At 73.7% G+C, this 20,827-nt stretch carries 16 protein-coding genes and 2 pseudogenes; 11 read left to right on the top strand and 7 right to left on the bottom strand.

The genetic code is table 11. The annotated features are described in order from the left end of the window. Nucleotides 1-39: 39 nt before the first annotated feature. Both V9U70_RS07165 and V9U70_RS07160 read right to left on the bottom strand, forming a co-directional pair. A complete protein-coding gene (locus V9U70_RS07165) occupies nt 40-2,652 on the bottom strand; it encodes an ATP-binding protein (RefSeq protein ID WP_336673625.1) in 2,613 nt (870 codons plus the stop codon). A gap of 267 nt (nt 2,653-2,919) precedes the next feature. Beyond that, complete coding sequence (locus tag V9U70_RS07160; protein ID WP_419723948.1) at nt 2,920-3,615, bottom strand: Crp/Fnr family transcriptional regulator; 696 nt, start codon at nt 3,613-3,615, stop codon at nt 2,920-2,922. A 384-nt stretch (nt 3,616-3,999) separates the two neighbouring features. On the opposite strand from V9U70_RS07160, the gene V9U70_RS07155 reads away from it, so the two are divergent. From V9U70_RS07155 to V9U70_RS07125, 7 genes and pseudogenes are all read left to right on the top strand, one after another. Further along, nucleotides 4,000-4,758, top strand: coding sequence for a nucleotidyl cyclase domain-containing protein (locus tag V9U70_RS07155; RefSeq protein ID WP_336673623.1), 759 nt, complete (start codon nt 4,000-4,002; stop codon nt 4,756-4,758). A 366-nt stretch (nt 4,759-5,124) separates the two neighbouring features. Beyond that, entirely contained in the window at nt 5,125-5,637 is a 513-nt protein-coding gene (locus V9U70_RS07150) for a toxin-antitoxin system HicB family antitoxin (protein ID WP_336673622.1), read from the top strand. Between the two features lie 81 nt (nt 5,638-5,718). Further along, entirely contained in the window at nt 5,719-6,561 is an 843-nt protein-coding gene (locus V9U70_RS07145) for a DUF4097 family beta strand repeat-containing protein (protein WP_336673621.1), read from the top strand. 68 nt (nt 6,562-6,629) lie between these two features. Then, complete coding sequence (locus tag V9U70_RS07140; protein WP_336673620.1) at nt 6,630-7,715, top strand: ATP-binding cassette domain-containing protein; 1,086 nt, start codon at nt 6,630-6,632, stop codon at nt 7,713-7,715. Then, nucleotides 7,712-8,503: an ABC transporter permease gene (locus V9U70_RS07135; RefSeq protein ID WP_336673619.1), complete on the top strand. Its 792-nt coding sequence runs from the start codon at nt 7,712-7,714 to the stop codon at nt 8,501-8,503. Before V9U70_RS07140 ends, V9U70_RS07135 begins: the two co-directional genes overlap by 4 nt. Nucleotides 8,504-8,658: 155 nt before the next feature. Next, nucleotides 8,659-8,846, top strand: a pseudogene (locus V9U70_RS07130) (IS5 family transposase); the annotation flags it as partial. A 177-nt stretch (nt 8,847-9,023) separates the two neighbouring features. Beyond that, on the top strand, nt 9,024-9,683 hold the full coding sequence (locus V9U70_RS07125; RefSeq protein ID WP_336673618.1) for a DUF6518 family protein: 660 nt from the start codon (nt 9,024-9,026) through the stop codon (nt 9,681-9,683). Nucleotides 9,684-9,858: 175 nt separating this feature from the next. On the opposite strand, the gene V9U70_RS07120 is transcribed toward V9U70_RS07125, so the two are convergent. The 4 genes and pseudogenes from V9U70_RS07120 to V9U70_RS07105 all read right to left on the bottom strand — a co-directional run bounded on the left by V9U70_RS07120 (nt 9,859) and on the right by V9U70_RS07105 (nt 13,532). Next, entirely contained in the window at nt 9,859-10,449 is a 591-nt protein-coding gene (locus V9U70_RS07120) for a TetR/AcrR family transcriptional regulator (RefSeq protein WP_336673617.1), read from the bottom strand. Between the two features lie 261 nt (nt 10,450-10,710). Continuing rightward, nucleotides 10,711-10,938, bottom strand: a pseudogene (locus tag V9U70_RS07115) (ATP-binding cassette domain-containing protein); the annotation flags it as partial. 104 nt (nt 10,939-11,042) lie between these two features. Next, on the bottom strand, nt 11,043-12,272 hold the full coding sequence (locus tag V9U70_RS07110) for a LolA family protein (protein WP_336673616.1): 1,230 nt from the start codon (nt 12,270-12,272) through the stop codon (nt 11,043-11,045). 249 nt (nt 12,273-12,521) lie between these two features. Then, nucleotides 12,522-13,532, bottom strand: a complete 1,011-nt coding sequence (locus V9U70_RS07105) for a polyprenyl synthetase family protein (RefSeq protein ID WP_336673615.1) — start codon at nt 13,530-13,532, stop codon at nt 12,522-12,524. A 369-nt stretch (nt 13,533-13,901) separates the two neighbouring features. Here V9U70_RS07105 and V9U70_RS07100 point away from each other — a divergent pair, with 369 nt between their 5' ends. The 4 genes from V9U70_RS07100 to V9U70_RS07085 all read left to right on the top strand — a co-directional run bounded on the left by V9U70_RS07100 (nt 13,902) and on the right by V9U70_RS07085 (nt 18,753). Then, complete coding sequence (locus tag V9U70_RS07100) at nt 13,902-15,896, top strand: CocE/NonD family hydrolase (RefSeq protein ID WP_336673614.1); 1,995 nt, start codon at nt 13,902-13,904, stop codon at nt 15,894-15,896. Between the two features lie 157 nt (nt 15,897-16,053). Next, a complete protein-coding gene (gene fahA, locus V9U70_RS07095; RefSeq protein WP_336673613.1) occupies nt 16,054-17,283 on the top strand; it encodes a fumarylacetoacetase in 1,230 nt (409 codons plus the stop codon). Beyond that, on the top strand, nt 17,280-17,978 hold the full coding sequence (locus V9U70_RS07090; protein ID WP_336673612.1) for a GOLPH3/VPS74 family protein: 699 nt from the start codon (nt 17,280-17,282) through the stop codon (nt 17,976-17,978). The genes fahA and V9U70_RS07090 overlap by 4 nt, the downstream gene beginning before the upstream one ends. Before the next feature lie 154 nt (nt 17,979-18,132). After that, nucleotides 18,133-18,753 carry a Uma2 family endonuclease gene (locus V9U70_RS07085; RefSeq protein ID WP_336673611.1) on the top strand — a complete coding sequence of 207 codons (621 nt, stop codon included), beginning with the start codon at nt 18,133-18,135 and terminating at the stop codon, nt 18,751-18,753. Nucleotides 18,754-18,786: 33 nt separating this feature from the next. On the opposite strand, the gene recQ is transcribed toward V9U70_RS07085, so the two are convergent. Next, nucleotides 18,787-20,802, bottom strand: coding sequence for a DNA helicase RecQ (gene recQ / locus V9U70_RS07080; protein ID WP_336673610.1), 2,016 nt, complete (start codon nt 20,800-20,802; stop codon nt 18,787-18,789). Nucleotides 20,803-20,827: the final 25 nt, after the last annotated feature.

Below are 20,827 nucleotides of genomic sequence, written 5' to 3'. Positions count from 1 at the left end.
CCTGTCGGTTCTGCTGGGGATCGCTCGGACGTCGTCGCATCAGGAAAGCCGGGTCCAGGTGCCCGTCCCGCAGTTGGAGCACTCCCACTTCCCGTTCGCAGGCGCGGTCGTGACGACCCGGGCGCGTGACCCGTCGGAGGCGACGTCGATCGACAGCTCCAGCTCTCCCAGAATCTCGCCGCAGGCCGACTCGTCCCACACCGGCATCCTTCCGCTGTAGTCGCCGGTGCGTCCGGTGACCGTCACGGTCCTGGTGTCACCGCAGGTCCCCGCGGTCCTGAACCGGTAGGAGCCCTGCCCGGAGGCGGCGATCACGAAGACGTTCCCTTCTCCGTCCCGCCAGACCCCCGCGAGCTCGTCGGCGGGGGCGGGGGACGTGGAGGGGTCAGGAGTCGACCCCGTGACCGGACGCGAGGCCGAGCCCGAAACCTCCCGCAGACTCGTGGGGCGATGGTCGTCCGAGGTCCGGTTCGCGTAGACGACCGCCCCTATGGCGACCGCGGCCACCACGCCCACGGCGAGGGCGATCAGGCCCGCCCACAGAGCCCCGGCCCCGACGGCGGCGGGGGCGCCCCCCGTCGTGACGGCGCCGACGGTGCTCGCGCCCACCGTCCCGGAGGAGTGGGCGGCGGCCTGCGTGACGGGGTCCGCCGCTGTGTTCGGGGCGGCCCAGGGGTCCGCGCCGGAGGACCAGCCGGTGTCCGTGCCGGAGGACCAGCCGGTGTCCCCGCCGGGCCGTGCGCCCGCGTCGGCGGCCGAGGCCGCGCCGTGGTCGTTCGCGGGTGTCGTGCCGAGGTCGTGGCCGGGAGCCGCGGGGGCGTCCGCCGGGGACGCGGGGGCGGGGGCGTGTCCGGGGGGCGGGCCGAGGTCGTAGCCGGGCACGGAGCCGAGATCCGTCGCGGGCAGGGAGCCGGGGTCGTAACCAGGGGCCGTACCGGGGTCGTACGCCGGGGCCGTACCCGGGTCGTACGCCGGGGCCGTACCCGGCTCGTGCCCCGGAGCCCAGCCGGAGTCGTGTCCGGGGGCCGGGCCGGCGTCCGTCGCGGGCGCGCCGCCGGGGCCGGCCTCCGGGACGGCGGGGCCGTCGCCGAACGGCGTCCCCAGCCCGTCCCCCGGCGGCTGGGCGTCCGGGGCCGGTGGGGAGAGCGGCGGGGTGTACTGCTGGGCGTTGAGCGCGGCGTCGACGCCCGCTTCGTCGCCCAGCTGGTGCCACAGCACCACCGCCTCGGCCAGGAGCACCGCCGCCACCACGCGTTGGCCGACCAGGAGGCACCGGATGGCCTTCTCGTGGGTGAAGTAGGCGTGGGCCGTCGGGTCGTCCGCCTGGCGCGCGGCGCTCTGGCCCTGGTCGAGCAGTCGGCCCCACACGCCGAACCGCAGGGACTGTGGGAGGAAGGGCGACACCGCCCGAGCCAGCTGGACGGCGAGGTCGGGGCGGCCGCAGCGCTCGGCCATCGCGGCTGCCGTCTCCAGAGCACGTCCGTGGTCGGCGATCTGGGCCGGTGTGGTGGTCGGCAGCGCGGCCCAGCGGGCGAAGTGGTCGCACAGCCGGTCGGCGGGGAACGGAGCCGGGAACCTGCGCCGCACCTCCGGCAGCACGTCGGCGACGCCGCGGTAGCCGCGCTCCGTGACCGACACCAGGCCCAGCTCGGCCAGTCGGCCGCACACCCCGGCCGGGTCGGGCACCTCGCACAGGGCGCCGACGTGCGCCGGGTCCACCTCCGCGTCCCGCAGCGTCGCGAGCAGGTGCAGGACGTCGGCGGCCGCCGGGTCGAGGCGGTCGAAGAGCAACGGCACGAGACCGTCGACCCCGGCCGGAGGAGGCAGCCTGGACTGTCCCCGGGCATCCGGCCGGGCGAGACCGGCCGCGCGCAGCAGCAGCAGGGGCCGGCCCAGCGCCACCGCGCACAGCTCCTCCGCCGCGGCGCGCTCGCCCTGCCGCAGCGACCGGCCCAACGCGCGCCCCAGCAGGTCGAGTCCGGCCGCGCGGCCCAGCCCGCGCAGCTCCAGGGCCCCGCCCTCCCCGAGCAGGGAGCGCTCCCGGCTCGCGAGGACGAACGTCGCGTCGGGCGCGGCGTCCGTGAGCAGCCGCAGCTTCTCCGGTTCCAGGTCCGCGTCGTCGACGTACACCGTGACCTCGACGCCGGCCATCAGCCGGCGCAGCTCGGGCCCGGTCGGCGCGTAGCCCGGGGCCTCGTAACAGGCCTCGAAGATCTCCTGGGCGAGGTCCTCCGCCTCACGGCGGGCGCCGTCGAGGAACAGCACCCCGTCCGGGCCGGGCTCCAGGCAGCGGGCCGCATGCCGCAGCAGGGTGCTCTTGCCGACACCGGGCGGCCCCCACAGCTGGACCACCCCGTGCCCGCGCAGGGCCTCCCGCAACTCCTCCAGGTCCGCCTCGCGGCCGACGGGGTCGCGCTGCCGCCGGGGAACGAGTGCGACCCGTCGCCGGCGCACCGGCCGGGGGCGCTCGCGGGGCGGCAGCAGGTTCACCGTGGAGCCGTGGGCGTCGATCACCACGTTGTGGTTGCCCGCGATCACCGGGGCCGACGCGTCCCCGGCGATGTCGACGCGGTGGCTGCCGTACACGGGCGCGCCGCCCCCGTCGGGCCCGGGGCCCTGTGGCTCCCGCACGGTGTCGTCCAGCTCTGCCATGGTCCACCACTCCTCCCGCTCGTGGAGCGCGGCCACGCCTGCCGGCGCCCAGCGGCCTGTCGTGTGGCTGCCTGCGAACTACTTTGCGTCACAGGTGAGTTGGGCGTCCAGGTGCGTTCCGTGCTCCGCCTCACGATGGTGAGGTTAGCGAGCGTCGCGGGGGCGGAAACCGTCGTACGACGGTTTCCGCCGAGATGCGCCACCCTCGGCCGGGCGGGTTCCGCCCCGGGCGGACGCCGTCCCCGGCCGCTCGGGGCCGGGGGCGGTTCAGGGCCGGGCCGGACCGGACTCCGGGCGGGCCGGGGGCGGTTGCTCGCCGAAGGCGATGCTCCTCAGCCGGTCGAGGTCCTCCACCCGGACGGTGCGGTAGCCGGTGAAGACCACCCCCGTCTCGCGCAGCCTGCGCAGCGCCTTCTGCACCGTGGGCTCGGCGGCGCCGGCCAGGGTCGCCAGCTCCGGCTGGGTGATCGGCCAGGGGATCACCGCGCCCGCGCCGGACCGTTCGCCGTGGGTCATCACGATCTGGTGCAGGACGCGGGCCAGCCGGGTGGGGGCGTCGCAGCCGGTGAAGTCGACGCGATGGGTGTTGGCGGCCCGGAGCTTCGCGACCACGGCCGCGTTGACCGCGTGGGCGATGCCGGAGTCGTCGCGGGTGCAGGCGAGGAACGCGTCACGGCCGACGGCCCGGGCGACCACCGCCCCGCAGGTGGTGACCGTCGCCGAGCGGGGGCCTCCGTCCGCGGCGGCGAACTCCCCGACGAGGTCCCCTCCCATACGGACCGCCAGGAGGGCGTCCCGGCCGTCCGGGGTGCGCCCGGTCGCCTTGACCACGCCGTGCAGGAGGACGAGGACGAACCCGGTCCGCTCCCCTTCGCGCATCAGTACGCGGCCGGCCCCGTACCGCCTGGCCGCACCCAGCGCGAGAAGGCGCCCCCGGGCGGGCGCAGCGAGGGAGCCGAGCAGGCTCGCCCGGGGCCAGTCCCCAGCATCCTCAGCCCGGGGCCAGACCCCCGCGTCCGTCGGGCCACGGCCGGCCGCTCCCCGGCCCTGCGGCGCTCCGTCCATGCCGTCCTCGCCTCCCGTCACCCCAGGGCGCCGACGCGGCCAGGGCCTGAACGACCCTTCCTCCCCAGGGTTTTGGCTGCACCGACGTGTGATGTCGAGCCGATCCAGTATGACGACGGGTTCTTGCCCGTTCAATCGAGTCACCCTGGCGGAACGAGGCACAGTGGAACCCGCACAGGACCGAGGGCACGGTCACGCCCACACGCCGGCGCCGCACCCGTCGGCCGGTGACGCACCGAACGGCGGTGAGGCCGGAGCGTGCCGTACGACCAGGAGGACCGCATGGAGACAGCGCCGGAGTACCGGGCCTTGCTCGCCGTGGACATCGCGGACTCGGCGGGGCGCGGCGACGTGGCCCTCGAGCTCATCCGCCGGGAGCTGGCCACCGCGCTCCGCGCCTCGTTCGCACGGAGCGGCGTCGACTGGGACGCGTGCCTGCGCCACGACCTCGGCGACGGCATGCGGGTCGCGGCCCCCGCGGGGACGCCCAAGGCCGCCCTGATCCATCCGCTGCTCCACGAACTGACGGCGCGCCTGCGGGCGCACAACCTGCTGGCAGGGCCGCCCACCCGCGTACGCGTCCGGGTGGCCCTGCACGCGGGGGAGATCCGCGTCGGCGCGGACGGCTCGGCCATCGGCCGCCCCCTCGAGGTCCTCGCCCGACTGCTCGACGCCGAGCCGGCCCGCGCCGCACTGGCGCGGGACCCGGAGGTGACGGCAGCCGTCCTCGTCTCCCAGCACTTTCACGAGGAGACGGTGTGGGAGGGCCGGCCCGGCATCGACCCGGCCGCCTTCCGCGAGGTCGCCGTGCGGGTGAAGAAGTTCGCCGCGCCCGCCTGGCTGCACGTGCCCCTGAGCGCCGCACCGGGGGCCGCGGAGCCCGGCGGCGCGGGCGCGGGCCCCGGGGAGCCCGAGGACGCCCGGGGGCGGACGCCCGACGACGGCCGCGCCGGCACCGCGAGGATGACCAGCAAGGCGTCGGGGCACGGCGTCGTCTACGCCGTGGGGAACGGCGTCATCAACATCAACAGGAGAGAGTGAGGGGCCCACGGCCGGCCCGACGCCCTCCGCTCCGTTCCGCTCACGACGCCACCTCCGGGCCCTCTCGCATCGCGATGCCGCGACGGACCCTCGCAGATCCCCGGCACCGCAAGGCGCAGCCCGGCAGCCCGGCACCGTAAGGCGCAGCCCGGCACCGCATGGCGCAACCCGGCACCGAATGGCATCGAATGGCACCGATAAACGCCATCCGGCGCCATACCCCGGGCGGACAGCACACGTGACGCCATGGCACCACACCCTCACCACCCCCCATAACCGCAGGTCAATGCCGCCAGACCCGGAGAGAACTCGACGCGACACCATCGAAGGTTGCGTGCGGTGCCACCGTGGTGCCATAGTGGCGTCATGGACCTCACCCCGTATGTCGACACCCTCCGCCGTGAACTCGCGGTGGCCGCCGAAGCCGGCGGCGACGAAGCCCGCGAGCTGGCCGAGCGGCTCACCGCTCCCCTGGAGTCGGCGACCCGGCTGACCCTGCTCAACGTGCTCTCCGCCGCGATGGACGAGATCACCCGCGAACTCGCCCCCGGCTCGGTCGACGTACGGCTGCGCGGGCTCGACCCCGACTTCGTGGTGACCCTGCCGCCCGCCGACAGCGGTGGCACCGAGGAGCCGCCCCCGCCCGTCGAAGCGCTCAGGGCCCCGGCCGACGGCGACGAGGGCGGCACCGCCCGCGTCAACCTGCGCATGCCGGCCCACCTCAAGGCCCGCGCCGAGGAGGCCGCGGCCCGCGAGGGGCTCTCGGTCAACGCGTGGCTCGTGCGCGCCGTGTCGGCCGCGGCCGACGGCGAGGCCCGGCCGCGCACGGCGGAGCGGACCCGGACCGTCGGACAGAGCTTCACGGGCTGGGTGCGCTGACCGCACACCGCCCGCTCCACTCCACCCACACCACGTCCCACCAGCAGGGACGCGCCACAGACCACAGAGGACGGGACAGCCATGCCTTCTTTCGACACCCCCGCGCCCATCTCGGCCACGACACACGTGGAGGCCGGCTCCATCCAGTTCGTCGCCGCCGACCGCCCCGACACGGTCGTCGACGTGCGCCCCCGCGACCCCAAGAAGGACCTGGACGTGCGGACGGCCGAGGAGACCCACGTCTCGTACGCGAACGGCGCACTGACCATCAGGACGCCCAAGCCCAACCTGTTCGGCCGCACCGGCACCGTGGACGTGACCGTCGACCTGCCCACGGGCTCCCACGTCGACGTGACCGGCGCCTGGGCCCAGGTGCTCGGCGACGGCCGGCTCGGCGAGGTCCGCGTGAAGACCTCCTCCGGCGACGTCCGCCTCGACGCGACGGGGCCGCTCCACCTGAAGGCGTCGCACGGTTCGATCAGCGTGGACCGCGTCGAGGGGGCGGCCGAGATCACCACCAGCTCCGGCAGTCTGCGCGTCGGCGTCCTCGACGGCCCCGGCGTCCTGAAGAACTCGCACGGCACCACGACCGTGGCCACCGCGACCGGTGAGCTGCGGGTGCGGGGCGCCAACGGCGACATCGAGATCCGGCGCACCGAGGACTCGGTCACCGCGATCACCGCCCACGGCACCCTGCGCGTGGGCGAGGTGGCCCGCGGCACCGCGCAGCTGGAGACCTCGTACGGCGCCATCGAGGTCGGCGTCCGCGAGGGCACGGCCGCCTGGCTGGACGCCAGTTCGAGCTCCGGTCAGGTGCGCAACACGCTCACCGCGTCGCAGGCTCCGGAGCAGGCGGAGGACACCGTCAAGATCCGCGCCCGCACCCGCTACGGCAACATCGACGTCCGCCGCGCGAAGCCCTGAGCCCCGCCGCCGCCCGCACACGCCCCACCCCCCGCCCCGCCCACCGCACCTCTCGAACGGAGGGCTCCATGCCTTCTTCTGTCATGTCCACGTCTACCTTGGGTGGCGGCGCCACCACGCCGATCGCCGTCTCCGCCGTCGGTCTGCGCAAGTCCTACGGCGACAAGGCCGTCCTCGACGGCATCGACCTGCGCATCCCCGCCGGTTCCGTGTTCGCGCTGCTCGGCCCCAACGGCGCCGGCAAGACCACCGTCGTGAAGATCCTCTCCACCCTCATCACCGCCGACGGCGGACAGGCCCAGGTCGCGGGCCACGACGTCACCGCCTCGCCGGACGGGGTGCGGGCGGCGATCGGCGTCACCGGGCAGTTCTCCGCCGTCGACGGGCTGATCACCGGGGAGGAGAACATGCTCCTGATGGCGGACCTGCACCACCTGCCCCGGCGCGAAGGGCGCCGCGTCGCCGCCGAGCTGCTGGAGCGGTTCGAACTCACCGAGGCCGCGCGGAAGCCCGCCCAGAGCTACTCCGGCGGCATGAGGCGCCGCCTCGACATCGCGATGACCCTCGTCGGCGCCCCGCGGATCATCTTCCTCGACGAGCCGACCACCGGCCTCGACCCCCGCTCCCGCCACACCATGTGGCAGATCATCCGCGGGCTGGTCTCCGAGGGCGTGACCGTCTTCCTCACCACCCAGTATCTGGAGGAGGCCGACCAGCTCGCCGACCGCATCGCCGTGCTCAACGACGGCAGGATCGCCGCAGAGGGCTCCGCCGACGAGCTGAAGCGGCTCGTCCCCGGCGGACACGTCCGGCTCCGCTTCTCCGCACCGTCCGCCTACGGGAGGGCCGCCGACGCGCTGCGCGAGGGGGCCCGCGACGACGAGGCGCTGTCGTTGCAGATCCCCAGCGGGGGCAGCCAGCGTGAGCTGCGACTGCTCCTGGACCGGCTCCACGCCGCCGACATCGAGGCGGACGAGCTGACCGTGCACACACCCGACCTGGACGACGTGTTCTTCGCGCTGACCGGCTCGGAGACCGGCTCCGGCACACCCGCCCGGGCCGACCGGAGCGGCCAGGCGGACCGGACCGCCGACCAGACCGACCGGACCGACCAGACCGACCAGACCGACCAGACCCAGGGGACCGTCCGATGAGCGCCCTCTCCCTCGCCGTGCGGGACTCCTCCACCATGGTGCGCCGCAATCTGCTGCACGCGCGGCGCTACCCGTCCATGACGCTGAACCTGCTGCTCACGCCGGTCGTCCTGCTGCTGCTCTTCGTCTACATCTTCGGCGACGTGATGAGCGCCGGGATCGGGGGCGGCGACGTCGGCCGGTCCACCTACCTCGCCTACGTCGTCCCCGGCATCCTGATGCTGACCATCGGCGGCACCACCATCGGCACCGCGGTGTCCGTCGCCACGGACATGACCGAGGGCATCATCGCCCGTTTCCGCACGATGGCGATCCACCGCGGGTCCGTACTCGTCGGCCACGTGGCCGGCAGCGTGCTCCAGTGCGTGATGAGCGTGGTGCTCGTCGGGGCCGTCGCCGTCGCGATCGGGTTCCGGTCCACGGACGCCACCGCCCTGGAATGGGTCCTGGCCTTCGGGCTGCTCGCGCTCGTCTCCCTGGCGCTGACGTGGATCGCGGTGGGGATGGGCCTGTCCAGCCCGAACGCAGAGGCGGCCGGCAACAACGCCATGCCGCTGATGCTCCTGCCGTTCCTGTCCAGCGCCTTCGTCCCGGTGGCCGCGATGCCGGGCTGGTTCAGGCCGATCGCCGAGTACCAGCCGTTCACCCCGGTCATCGAGACGCTGCGCGGTCTGCTGCTCGGCACGGAGATCGGCCACAACGCCTGGCTGGCCGTCGCCTGGTGCCTGGGCCTGACCCTGCTCGGCTCCCTGTGGTCCAGGTCGCTGTTCGGCCGCGACCCGAAGTAGGCGCCACGGGCCGGGCGGCCTCCACGGGGCCGTCCGGCCCGCCCGGTGCGGCGTACTCCGGCACAGCGTCGGCGTACGCCGCAGTCGTGCGCCGCCCCTGGCCCGCTCGCCCGTTCACCCGGGGGCCGGAGGGGCCGGAGGGGCGGGCGCCTGACGCCGGGACCGCTCTGCTCGACCAGGTCGCCGCCGGCCACCCGGGCACCCGCAAGGTGCCGGCGGCTACCGTCGGCGCCTCGTCGAGCCTGCCGCCCCCCTCGGCGTCGACATGGAGATCACCGCCCGCAAGCCCGGGAGCAGAGGCTTCGCCCCGGTCCCGAAGCGCTGGGCGGTCGAGCGAACCTTCAGCTGACGCAACCATCGGCGCAGAGCCCCCCGCACCCACTTGCTCCACTACTGGCCCGCGACCGCGGATCGCGTATTCCGGATGGCAACCCCGTAGCTATGCACCGCGTCTATACATCATGTGTATAGTGCGCTGAGTCCGACTGCGGCAAGTCCAACGATGAATACGGAGGCCGACATGGCGACGACCGACGCCCCTGCGGAGCTGGCGGAACCCGGCAGTGCCACCGGCGCCAGCGGGCGGAGTGCCGCTCCGGCAGCCGCAGCAGCAGGTGGGCTGCTGCTGGGAGTCCTCACCAACCTGGCCCAAGGATGGCTTCCGGGAGCCTGGAACCAGCTCGCCAACTCCGGCGCCATATGGTCCGCCTCGGCTTTCGTCGCCGGAGCCCTGCTCGCGCGCCGAAACACTCTGCTCCAGGCCGCGGTCGGCGGGCTGGCCGCGGAGGCCGGACTCGTCGTGGGGTACTACGGCTATGCCGAGTTCGGCCGCGAGGGCATGGGCTCGCCGCTCTTCCCGCTGATCTGGCTCGCCATGGCATGTGTGGCGGGGCCGCTGTTCGGCGTCGCGGGACAGTGGTGGCGATGCGGCAAGGACGTGCGGCGCCGCGTCGTCGGCCTCGCTGCGCTCGCGGGGCTCTTCGGGATGGAAGGAGTCATGTACGCCTGGGACCTGCACTACACACCCCAGGCGGTGGCCTGCTTCGCGACCTTCGCTCTCATCCCGCTGGTCATGGCCCGAACGCACCGGGAGCGTGCCCTCACCCTGATGACAGCGGCGCCTTGTGCGCTCCTCGCTTACTCGGTCGTCATATTGCCCCTCCAAGCGGTTTCCGGCTAAGTGAGCGTTCGGTTCTCCGATGACTGTTTCATCTGGTCCAGCTGTCGGGCCGGTCGAGGGTGGTCTCGTGGGTGGGGCGGCAGGGCATGAGGTTGGCGCCGGCCACCGGGCCACGGGGCCACAGACCCGCATGAACCAGGCAGCCGAACACCCGATATGCGAGCCGAATGCTCACTCAGTACCCCGGCGCCCTCAGCGCGCGCAGCACGTGGTCCACGAGCGCGGCGACCGTCTCCTCGTCCTGGACCGGTTTGCCCAGTACGTGGCGGTAGTAGACGGGTCCGTAGAGCATCTCCACGGCCAGCGGGAGGTTGGCGCCGGGAGGGATCTGGCCCTGGTCCTGGGCGCCGCGCAGCCGGCCCACCGCCTCCTCGACGCGCGGGTCGACCAGTTGCTCACGCACAGCGCGCGCCAGGGTGTCGTCGTGGTGCAGCTCGGAGAGGATGCCCGCGTAGGCGGGGCCGAACGGCGGGACGGAGAGCACCCTCACCGCGCCGGCGACGTGGGCGCGCAGATCGGCGCCGATGTCACCGGTGTCCACGAAGGGGGTGGCGTCGACCAGGACGTCGGCGAACGCCTCCAGCAGCACGGCCCCCTTCGACGGCCACCAGCGGTAGATCGTCTTCTTGCTGACCCCGGCGCGGGCCGCGATGGCCTCCACCGTGACGCGCCCGTATCCCCGCTCCGTGCAGAGGTCGAGCGAGGCCCGCAGGATGGCGCGGCGTGATCGCTCGCTGCGGCGAAGGCTACTCGGCGATGTGATCATTCGGTGAGCATAGGGCTGATCAAGCCAATCTCTTGTTGACAGGTCGTCGTCAGAGGCCGAACAATACCCAAGCGGAAACGGAACGTACCGTGTCGTACAGTTCCCTTTGTTCGCACCGTTCGTGCCGTTGGCGCCGCGACGAGCCGATCGGGGGACGGCTCGCCCGGCCGACGGCGCGGACGGGCCGCTCATCGATCCGATCCGGCCATGGGGCCGTCACCCGCCCCGCCCCCGCGACTCTCGGGCCGTGATGTCCTTGGCTGCGGTTCCCCGGGTCGGGGCGATGAGGCCCATCAGCATCCGGATCGTGGTCGTCTTCCCGCAGCCGTTGGGGCCGAGGAAGCCGAAGACGCTGCCGACCGGCACGGTAGGGCCGAGGCCGTCCACGGCGAGCTGACCGCCGCGGTACCGCTCGGTCAGGCCCCGGGTGCGGATCACGAAGGGGGCGTCCACCCCGCCCGCCGCACGCCCGGCCGTCGTCCTCGTCATCCCGCTCGCACCTCTCCCCGGGCGTCGCCCCTCGCGGCGGGGCCAGCGCCCCGGCCCCGCCGCACGGGTGCGCGGCGGGGCCGGGGCGGTCCGTCCGGCAGCGGCTACCGAGCGGCGTCGGCGGCGCGCACCAGCGCGTCCTTCGTCACCGCTCCGACGTACACCTTGCCGTCGTCCGTCAGCAGGGCGTTGACCAGGCGCGTCGAGAAGACCGTGCCGGAGCCGAACTTCCCGGAGACCTTGTCGCCGAGCGCGTCGAGGAAGCCCTGCGCCTCGGCCGGGACGTCGTCAGAGCCCGCCGCGGGGAGGCCCGTGCCGCCGGGCGTCCTGATCTCGGCGATCGAGGTCCAGCCCTCACCGATGACGTTGACGCCGTCGAAGCCGTCCAGCTCGGCGAGCTGCCCGGGGAGCGCCTTGTGCGCCGCGCCGTGCTCGTCCTCGCCGGTCTCCAGCTCGTCGGCCTCGGTCACCTTGGCGCCCTTGGGCGGGGCGAAGGCGAACGTGGAAGCGGCGGGCCGGGAGAAGTCGACCTTGGTGAACCCGGCGTCGACCACGGCCTTGCCGCCGCTCGCCGCGGACAGGGTGAACTTCAGCGGTACGCCGTTCTCGGCGTCCACGGCGATGCGGACCGAGCCGATCGTCGAACCGGACTGCTTCGGCTTGATCAGCAGCTGGTAGGCGTCCCGCCCGGCCACCTGCGCCGTGCCGTCCACGGTGACCGAGGTGGTGTCGCCGGCCGCCGCGAGCGCCTGTTCGGCGAACTCCTTCGGGGTGGCCGGTGCGCCCTCGGAAGCCTTCGGGCCCTTCTCGGCGCTGCCGCGGCCCTCTGGAGCCTCGGCGTGGTAGGCCTCGCCGGACGCGCTGTCGTACGCCCAGACCTCGCCCTGGTTGTGGATGACGCTGTACTCCGCGCCCTCCCCGAGGACGGAGAGCTTCTGCCGGTCGGGGCCGTCGGCGGCCACGCGCAGGGTGTGCGTGCCGGAGGTCAGCTCCATGAGCTTGTCCTGCGGCGCGGCCGTGCCGCCGCCCTCGTTCCCGCCGCTCGGCAGGAGCGAGCCCGCGAGGCCGTCGAGGGGCAGGCCGAGGTCGGTGCTGATCTTGAGCGTGCCGGAGAGCTGCTCCTCGTCGGAGGCGGCGATCCGCTCGACGAGTTCCTGTGCGCTGATCGTGGGAAGGTCCGGGTCGCCGGAGTCGGCGAGTGCCGGGACCAGTCCGATGGTCGCGGCCGCCACCCCCGCGACCGCGACGGGGACGATGTAGCGCGCCGCTTTCCTGCGGCCCACGACGGTGCCGGTGGCCCCGCCGGTGGTCTCTGCGCTGTCGTTCGGTGCCATGTGTGCCCTACCTCCGTGGTCGGCGGCTTCCGTCCGGTTGCTCGCCCACTCCCCGCCGCCCTTCTCACCCGATGGGGTCAGGAGTGGTTGACATCCATCTGACCAAATCGGGCGGCTCGAAGCGTCAGCCCGGGGGATCAACTCCACCTACTGCTCCGGTATGACAACCCGATCGGGTGGGTGGGCCGTCCAGTAGGGGTGGCGCCGCTCCGGGCACCGGGCTCCAGGAGCCGTGTACCGGTCCGCGCCTCAGCCCGCGCGGTGCACCACGGCGTCGCACAGCTCCGCCAGCGCGGACTTCGCGTACCCCTCGGGCAGCGGCGCGAGCGTGGCGCGTGCCTCCTGGGCGTAGCGCACGGTGTCCTGGCGGGCCCGCTCCAGCGCCGGGTGGGCGCGCAGCCGGCGCAGCGCCTCGGCGAGGCGCCCGTCGTCGCCGAGGTCGCCGTCGAGCATCTCGACGAGCTCCAGGTCGTCGGGCTTCCCCTCCGCGGCGGCCTGGGCGCGCAGCCGCAGGACCGGGAGCGTGGGGATGCCCTCGCGCAGGTCGGTGCCGGGGGTCTTGCCGGACTCGTGGGAGTCGGAGGCGATGTCCAGGACGTCGTCGGCGAGCTGGAAGGCGATGCCGAGCCGCTCCCCGTACTGGGTGAGGATGTCCACGGTCCGCTCGTCGGCCCCGGACATCATCGCGCCGAACCGGCCGGAGACGGCGACCAGCGAGCCGGTCTTGCCGCTGAGGACGTCCAGGTAGTGGTCGACCGGGTCGCGGCCGTCGCGCGGGCCGGCGGTCTCCAGGATCTGGCCGGTGACGAGCCGTTCGAAGGCCTCCGCCTGGATGCGGACGGCCTCCGGGCCCAGGTCGGCCAGGATGTGGGAGGCGCGGGCGAAGAGGAAGTCGCCCGTCAGGACGGCGACGGAGTTGCCCCAGCGGACGTTGGCGCTGGGCACGCCGCGTCGCACGTCGGCCTCGTCCATCACGTCGTCGTGGTACAGCGTGGCCAGGTGGGTCAGCTCGACGACGACCGCGGAGGGGACGACGCCCGGCGCGTCCGGATCGCCGAATTGTGACGCGAGCATGACCAGCAGAGGGCGGAACCGCTTGCCGCCCGCGCGCACGAGGTGCTGGGCGGCCTCCGTGATGAAGGGCACCCCGCTCTTGGTAGCTTCGAGCAGCCCCGCTTCGACAGCGGCCAGGCCCGACTGGACATCGGCCTCAAGAGCCTGGTCCCGCACGTGCAGTCCGAACGGCCCGACGACGGTCACGGGGACATCTCCTGTCTGCTGACGATCACACGCAATGTCGATGTGTCGCTGTCTCGAATCAACTTCAGCGTATCCGGTCCCCTCTGGATCACCGTGGGCGGCTTCCCGCGACCGCCGGTATGTTCGAAATCAGCTCATAAGAACAGGAGTCTCCTTTTTGTCCGACACCACGGCCGGCGCCGGGCCCTCCCCTCCACCGCCCGGGGAGCGGCTCTCGTTCCTCGGCGTGCGGGCGGCCCCGGGCTGCTCCTCGCCGGCGCGGTGGCGGCCTGCGGGGCGGTGGCACTCGCCGCCCCCTGGCCGGGACGCACGACGCGCCCCGCCCGCCGGACGCCGCCACGGCGCCGCCGTCGTCCCCCGAGGTGACCCATGAACATCGCGACCGCGTTCCCCTACGGGACGACCCACGAGGACGTGTACATCCCGCTGCCCGACGGCACCCGCCTCTACGCCCGGATCTGGCGGCCGCTGACCGACGAGCCGGTCCCCGCCCTGCTGGAGTACCTGCCCCACCGGCTCAGCGACTGGACCGCGCCCCGCGACCGGCAGCGGCACCCCTGGTACGCGGGCCACGGTTACGCCTCCGTACGGGTCGACGTGCGCGGGCACGGCAACAGCGAGGGGCTGCCGGGCGACGCGCACGACGCACAGGAGCTCAAGGACGGGGTCGACGTCATCCACTGGCTGGCCCAGCAGGAGTGGTGCTCCGGCCGGGTCGGGATGTTCGGCATCTCCTGGGGCGGCTGCACCTCGCTCCAGATCGCCGCGCTCGCCCCCGAGCCACTGAAGGCGGTCGTCGCCGTCTGCTCGACCGACGACCGCTACGACAACGGCGGCCACTACATGGGCGGCTCCGTCCTCGCCGTGGAGATGCACGCCTGGGCCGCCGCCATGCTCGCCTTCGTCTGCCGCCCGCCGGACCCGGCCCGGGCCGGGTCCGGCTGGAAGGAGATGTGGCTGAAACGGCTGGAGGCCGTCGACCCCCTCGTCCACACCTGGCTCGCCCACCAGAGCCGCGACGCCTACTGGAGGCACGGCAGCGTCCGCGAGGACTACGGGGCCATCACGGCGCCCGTCCTCGCGGTCGGCGGCTGGCACGACCCGTACCGCGACACAGTCCTGCGCGTCGTGGAACACCTCGATCCGGAGCGGGTGCGCGGGATCATCGGCCCGTGGTCGCACCAGTACCCGGACCGCGGGCAGCCGCCCGGCCCCGCCATCGGCTTCCTCCAGGAGACCCTGCGCTGGTGGGACCAGCACCTCAAGGGCGAGGAGACCGGGGTGATGCGGGAACCGTTGCTGCGGTCCTGGATCAGCGGCTCGCACCCGCCCGCCACCGTGTACGACACGCTGCCCGGCCGCTGGGTCGGGGACCGGAACTGGCCCCCGGAGAACGTGACTCCGGTGGCGTACGCCCTGAGGGGCGGCGAACGGCTCGTCGCCTCGCCGCAGCACACCGGGGTGGACGCGGGCCGCTTCTGCCCGTCCGGCGCCGACGCGGACCTGCCGCCGGACCAGCGCGAGGAGGACGCCAAGTCGGTGGCCTTCGAGTTCCCCGTGGAGGACGCGCCCATCGAGATCCTCGGCCGCCCCCGGGTGCGGCTCCGCATCCGGATGGACGTCCCGCGCGGCCAGGCCGTCGCCCGCCTCTGCGACGTCGCCCCCGACGGCTCCTCCACCCTGGTCACCCGGGGCGTCCTCAACCTCGCCGCCCGGCACGGCCGCGACCGCGCCGACGACTGGACCCCCGGCGAGAGCGAGAACGTCGTCTTCGACCTCCACGGCATCGGGCACACCTTCGAGCCCGGCCACCGCATCCGGCTCGCGGTCTCCTCCTCGTACTGGCCCTGGATCTGGCCGCAGGCCGGCTCCTCGGGCTTCGTCCTCGACGCGGGCGGCAGCCTGGTCGAACTGCCGGTGCGCCGCCACACCGAGCACCCGGCGATCGCCTTCGAGGAGCCCGAGCAGTCCGAACCGCTCGGCGTCGTCCAGCCCGTCACCCTGTACGGGGAGCGCCCGGAACGCCTCGTCGTCCGCGACGTCGCCACGGGCGAGTGGCGCGTGGAGGTCGCCCCCCGCTACGGCGGCGCCCGCGTCCATCCCGACGGCCTCGAAATCACCGAGGACGCCCGGGAGACCTGCACCGTCCAGCAGGACGACCCGCTCTCCGCGCGGACCCGCTCCGACCGGACGATCCGGCTCCACCGGCCCGAGACGGCCTGGGACGTGGAGATCGAGACCCGCTCCGAGATCGCCGCCGACGCCCACGACTTCCTCACCTCCAACGAGGTGGTCTGCAAGGACGGCGGCGAGGTCGTCTTCCACCGCACCTGGGAGAAACGCATCCCGCGCACGGCGGGCTGAGGGGCCCGCAGCGCGCCCGAGGGCCCTCCGGTTTCCCGGGGCCCTCATGAACTTTCCGGGCAATAAGCACAGTTGGGCACAGCCGGGGCACTGCCGCAGGGCAGGAGCCCCGACGTAACGTGTCCCTCACGCGACCTGGAAAGCGAGGCAGCAACCCATGCCCGAGCAGAGCAGCCCGCTCGATCTGGCCGAGGGCGACCCCTTCGGCCCGCACAACCTTCCGTACGGTGTGTTCTCCACCCCCGGCCACCCCGACGACCGCCGGGTCGGCGTCCGCATCGGCGACCACGTCCTGGACGCCGGGGCCGCCGCCCACGCGCTGGGCTCCCCCTACGCGGGTCTGCTCGCGCAGCCGAGCCTGACCCCGCTGCTGGCGGCGGGCCGCACCGCCTGGCGGGACGTGCGCCGCGCGCTCACCGCCTGGCTCACGGTCCCGGGCCACCGCGCGGACATCGAGCCGCTGCTGCACCCGGTGGACGAGGTGACCCTGCACCTGCCGTACGAGGTCGCCGACTACGTCGACTTCTACGCCAGCGAGCACCACGCCACCAACGTCGGGCAGATCTTCCGCCCGGACGGCGACGCGCTCACCCCGAACTGGAAGCACCTGCCGATCGGCTACCACGGCCGCTCCGGCACCGTCGTCGTCTCGGGCACGGACGTGGTGCGCCCCAGCGGCCAGCGCAAGGCCCCCACCGACCCGGCCCCCGTCTTCGGGCCCTCGGTGAAGCTGGACATCGAGGCCGAGGTCGGATTCGTCGTCGGCGTCCCGTCCGCCCACGGCTCCCCGGTCGCGCTCGCCGACTTCCGCGAGCACGTCTTCGGGCTCTCGCTCCTCAACGACTGGTCCGCGCGCGACCTCCAGGCCTGGGAGTACGTGCCGCTCGGCCCGTTCCTCGGCAAGTCCTTCGCCACCTCCGTCTCCGCCTGGGTCACCCCGCTGGAGGCCCTGGACGCGGCCCGCACCGCGCCGCCCGCCCGGGACGTCCCGCTCCTGCCCTACCTCGACGACTCCCGGGACGAGGAGCCGGGCGGCTTCGACCTGCGGATCTCCGTGGAGATCAACGGCCAGGTGGTCGCAGAGCCGCCGTTCGCCTCGATGTACTGGACGGCGGCCCAGCAGCTCGCCCACATGACGGTGAACGGCGCCTCGCTGCGCACCGGCGACCTGTACGGCTCCGGCACGGTCAGCGGCCCCGAGCCCGCCCAGCGCGGCTCCCTGCTGGAACTCACCTGGAACGGCCGGGACCCGCTGGAGCTGCCCGAGGGCAAGCGCACGTTCCTGGAGGACGGCGACACGGTCACGCTCACCGCTTGGGCCCCCGGCCCGCACGGCACCCGCGTCGGCCTCGGCGACGTGACCGGCCGGATCGTCACCGCGCCGTGACCCGCCCCGCCCCCGCGACGACGCTGCCCGAGGAGATCCTGCTGCTCGGGCTGGACCCCCGGCGCGGGTCGGCGCTCCGCACCCGCGCCTTCCTCCGGTATGCGACGGCGGGAGCGGTCCTGGCCGAGCTGGAGCTCCAGGGACGGGTACGCGAGGAGGGCGGCCGGGTCCACGTGGTCGGCCCGCTCGGCCCGGCCGACCCGCTGCTCGCCGCCCTGCTGCGGACCCTGGACCCGCCGGGAAAGAGCCGCCTGCGCTCGGGGACCAGCGCCAAGGGCTGGGTGCGGCGGCACGCCCGGGGCGCGGAGGAGGGCCACCTCGACGCCCTCGTCCAGCGCGGCGTCCTGCGCCGCGAGACCCGCCGCTTCCTGGGCCTGTTCCCCTTTCAGCGCCACTTCCCGGGCGACCCCGACCCGGTCGGGGCGGCCCGGCGGCGTTTCACCCGGGCAGAGGAGCAGGGCTTCCCGGACCACCGCAGCCGCGTGCTCGCCGCTCTGGTCGCCGCCGCCGGTCTCGCCGGCGCCCTGAGCGGCCGGGGCCGCGAGGGCGCATCCGCGATGAAGCTCCTGCGCCGCGCCCAGTGGACCGCCCGTGCGGTCCACCGCAACGTCAAGCAGGACCGCTCCAGCTCAGGAGGCGGCGGGGACGGCGGCAGCTGGAGCGACGGCGGGGACGGCAGCGGGGGCGGGGACTGAGGCAGCAGTCACGGGGGCGAGGGCCCCGGGGGAACAGCACGGCGCGGCTCCGGTCAGCAGTGCGCCCCTCGTTCACACGCCTGGGGGAGGCCTGACCCGGTTCCCGGCGGATACGCTGGTCAGGCCCGCGAGACTCCTCCCCATGGGAGCAACGATGAGCGTCGAACCCGAGGCCTGCGAGCCGCGGTGGGCGGTCCCGCCAGAAGGCGGCTGGACCGCCGATGACCTGGACACACTCCCGAATCTGCCTCCGCACACGGAGCTGATCGACGGGAGCCTCGTGTTCGTGAGTCCGCAGACCCTGTTCCATTCACGCGCGGTCGACTTCTTCAACTGGCAGTTGCAGTCCCTGGCCCCGCCCGAGCTGGAGGTCGTGCGCGAGTTCACCATCGACATCGACCGCTACAACCGGCCGGAACCCGATGTGATCGTCATCGACGGTGGCATCGTCCAGGACCCGGACCAGACCCGGTTCCCCGCCGAGTCGGTGCGCCTCGCCATCGAGGTCGTGTCCCCCGAGTCCCGGTCCCGCGACCGGGAGACCAAGCCCGTGAAGTACGCCCGGGCCGCCATCCCCCACTACTGGCGGGTGGAGAACCACGACGGGCGTGCCGTGGTGTACGTCTTCGAGCGGGAGCCGGCCACCGGTGCGTACACCTCGACGGGGATCTTCCACGACCGGATGAAGGTGTCGGTGCCCTTCCCCGTCGATCTCGACCTCACGGCGGTCACACCTCGCCGCCGGGCGGCGGACCTGGGGCAGGACCTGGGGTAGGTCCGCCGCTGTTCCCACCGCCCGGTGCGCCCCTCACTCGTACTCGGGCGGTTCCTCGTCCCAGCCGAACTCGGGGTCGCTGTGCTGCTGGGCCGGGGCGGGGCGCGCCGCGGCGGAAGCGGGCGGGGCCACGGCGGCGGCCTGGGCTCCCGACGGCGACGGCGCCGGGGCCGTGACTCCCGGCATCTGCGACAGGACCTCCAGCACGCCTTCCCCGTAGGTCGCGAGCTTCTTCTCACCCAGCCCGCTGACCCCGCCCAGCTCGGCGAGCGAGGCCGGGTGCAGCGTCGCGATCTCCCGGAGCGTGGCGTCGTGGAAGATGACGTACGCCGGGACGCCCTGCTCCTTCGCCGTCGCCCCGCGCCAGGCGCGCAGCGCCTCGAAGACCGGGACCGCGGACTCCGGAAGGTCGGCGGCGGCCGCCTTGGCCTTGCCGCCCCTGGCCGAGGACGACGACCGGGACGCGGGCTTCCTGGGCTCCTTGCGGAGCAGCACGTCCCGCTCCCGACCCAGGACGGAGGCGCTGTCCTCGGTGAGGACCAGCGTGCCGTACTCCCCCTCGACCGCGAGCAGACCCTGCGCGAGCAGTTGGCGCACCACGCCGCGCCATTCCGCCTCGGCCAGCTCCTCGCCGATGCCGAAGACGGAGAGCTGGTCGTGGTCGAACTGGATGACCTTGGCCGTCTTGCGGCCCAGCAGGATGTCGATGATCTGGCCCGCGCCGAACTTCTGGTTCCGCTCGCGCTTGAGGCGGACGACCGTGGAGAGCAGCTTCTGCGCGACGACCGTGCCGTCCCAGGTCTCCGGCGGATTCAGACAGGTGTCGCAGTTGCCGCAGGAGGCGGCCGCCGGGTCCTGGCCGAAGTAGGTGAGGAGCTGGGCGCGGCGGCACTGGACCGTCTCGCACAGGGCCAGCATCGAGTCCAGGTGGGCGGCGGCGCGGCGGCGGAACGCCTCGTCGCCCTCGCCGCCCTGGATGAGCTTGCGCTGCTGGACGACGTCCTGGAGGCCGTACGCCATCCAGGCCGTCGACGGCTCCCCGTCCCGGCCCGCGCGGCCGGTCTCCTGGTAGTAGCCCTCGACGGACTTCGGGAGGTCGAGGTGGGCGACGAAGCGGACGTCCGGCTTGTCGATGCCCATGCCGAAGGCGATGGTCGCGACGACGACGAGGCCCTCCTCGCGCAGGAAACGCGCCTGGTGGGTCGCGCGCGTCGAGGCGTCCAGCCCCGCGTGGTACGGAACGGCCTCGATGCCGTTGCGGCAGAGGTACTCCGCGATCTTCTCGGTGGAGTTGCGCGAGAGGCAGTAGACGATGCCCGCGTCCTTGGGGTGCTCCTCCTGGAGGAAGGTCAGGAGCTGCTTCTTGGGGTCGGACTTCGGCACGATGCGGTACTGGATGTTCGGCCGGTCGAAGCTCGCGACGAAGTGCTTCGCGTCCGGCATGCCGAGGCGGCGGGTGATCTCCTCGTGCGTGGCGTGCGTCGCGGTGGCCGTCAGGGCGATGCGGGGGACGTCGGGCCAGCGCTCGCCGAGCACGGACAGGGCCAGGTAGTCGGGGCGGAAGTCGTGGCCCCACTGGGCGACGCAGTGCGCCTCGTCGATCGCGAAGACGGAGATCTCGCCGCGGGCCAGCAACGACAGCGTGGAGTCCAGCCGCAGCCGCTCGGGGGCGAGATAGAGCACGTCCAGCTCGCCCGCGAGGAACTGCGCCTCCATCGAGCGGCGCTCGTCGAAGTCCTGCGTGGAGTTCATGAACCCGGCCCGGACGCCGAGCGCCCGCAGGGCGTCGACCTGGTCCTGCATGAGGGCGATGAGCGGCGAGACGACGACGCCGGTGCCACGGCGGACCAGGGACGGGATCTGGTAGCAGAGGGACTTGCCGCCGCCGGTCGGCATGAGCACGACGGCGTCGCCGCCGGCCACCACATGCTCGATGACCGCGCCCTGCTCGCCGCGGAACGACTCGTAGCCGAAGACGCGGTGCAGCGTCCGCCGCGCCTCGCTCTCGACGCCCGTGTCGGTGTCGGTCACCGTCCCGGTCACCTCCATGGCCCCACCTCATGCTCTGTCCCCC

The organism is Streptomyces pratensis (genome assembly GCF_037137275.1).
Classification (GTDB): Bacteria; Actinomycetota; Actinomycetes; order Streptomycetales; family Streptomycetaceae; genus Streptomyces; species Streptomyces pratensis_B.
Note: the sequence above shows the minus strand (reverse complement) of the source record. Positions and strands in the feature narration are given on the sequence as shown.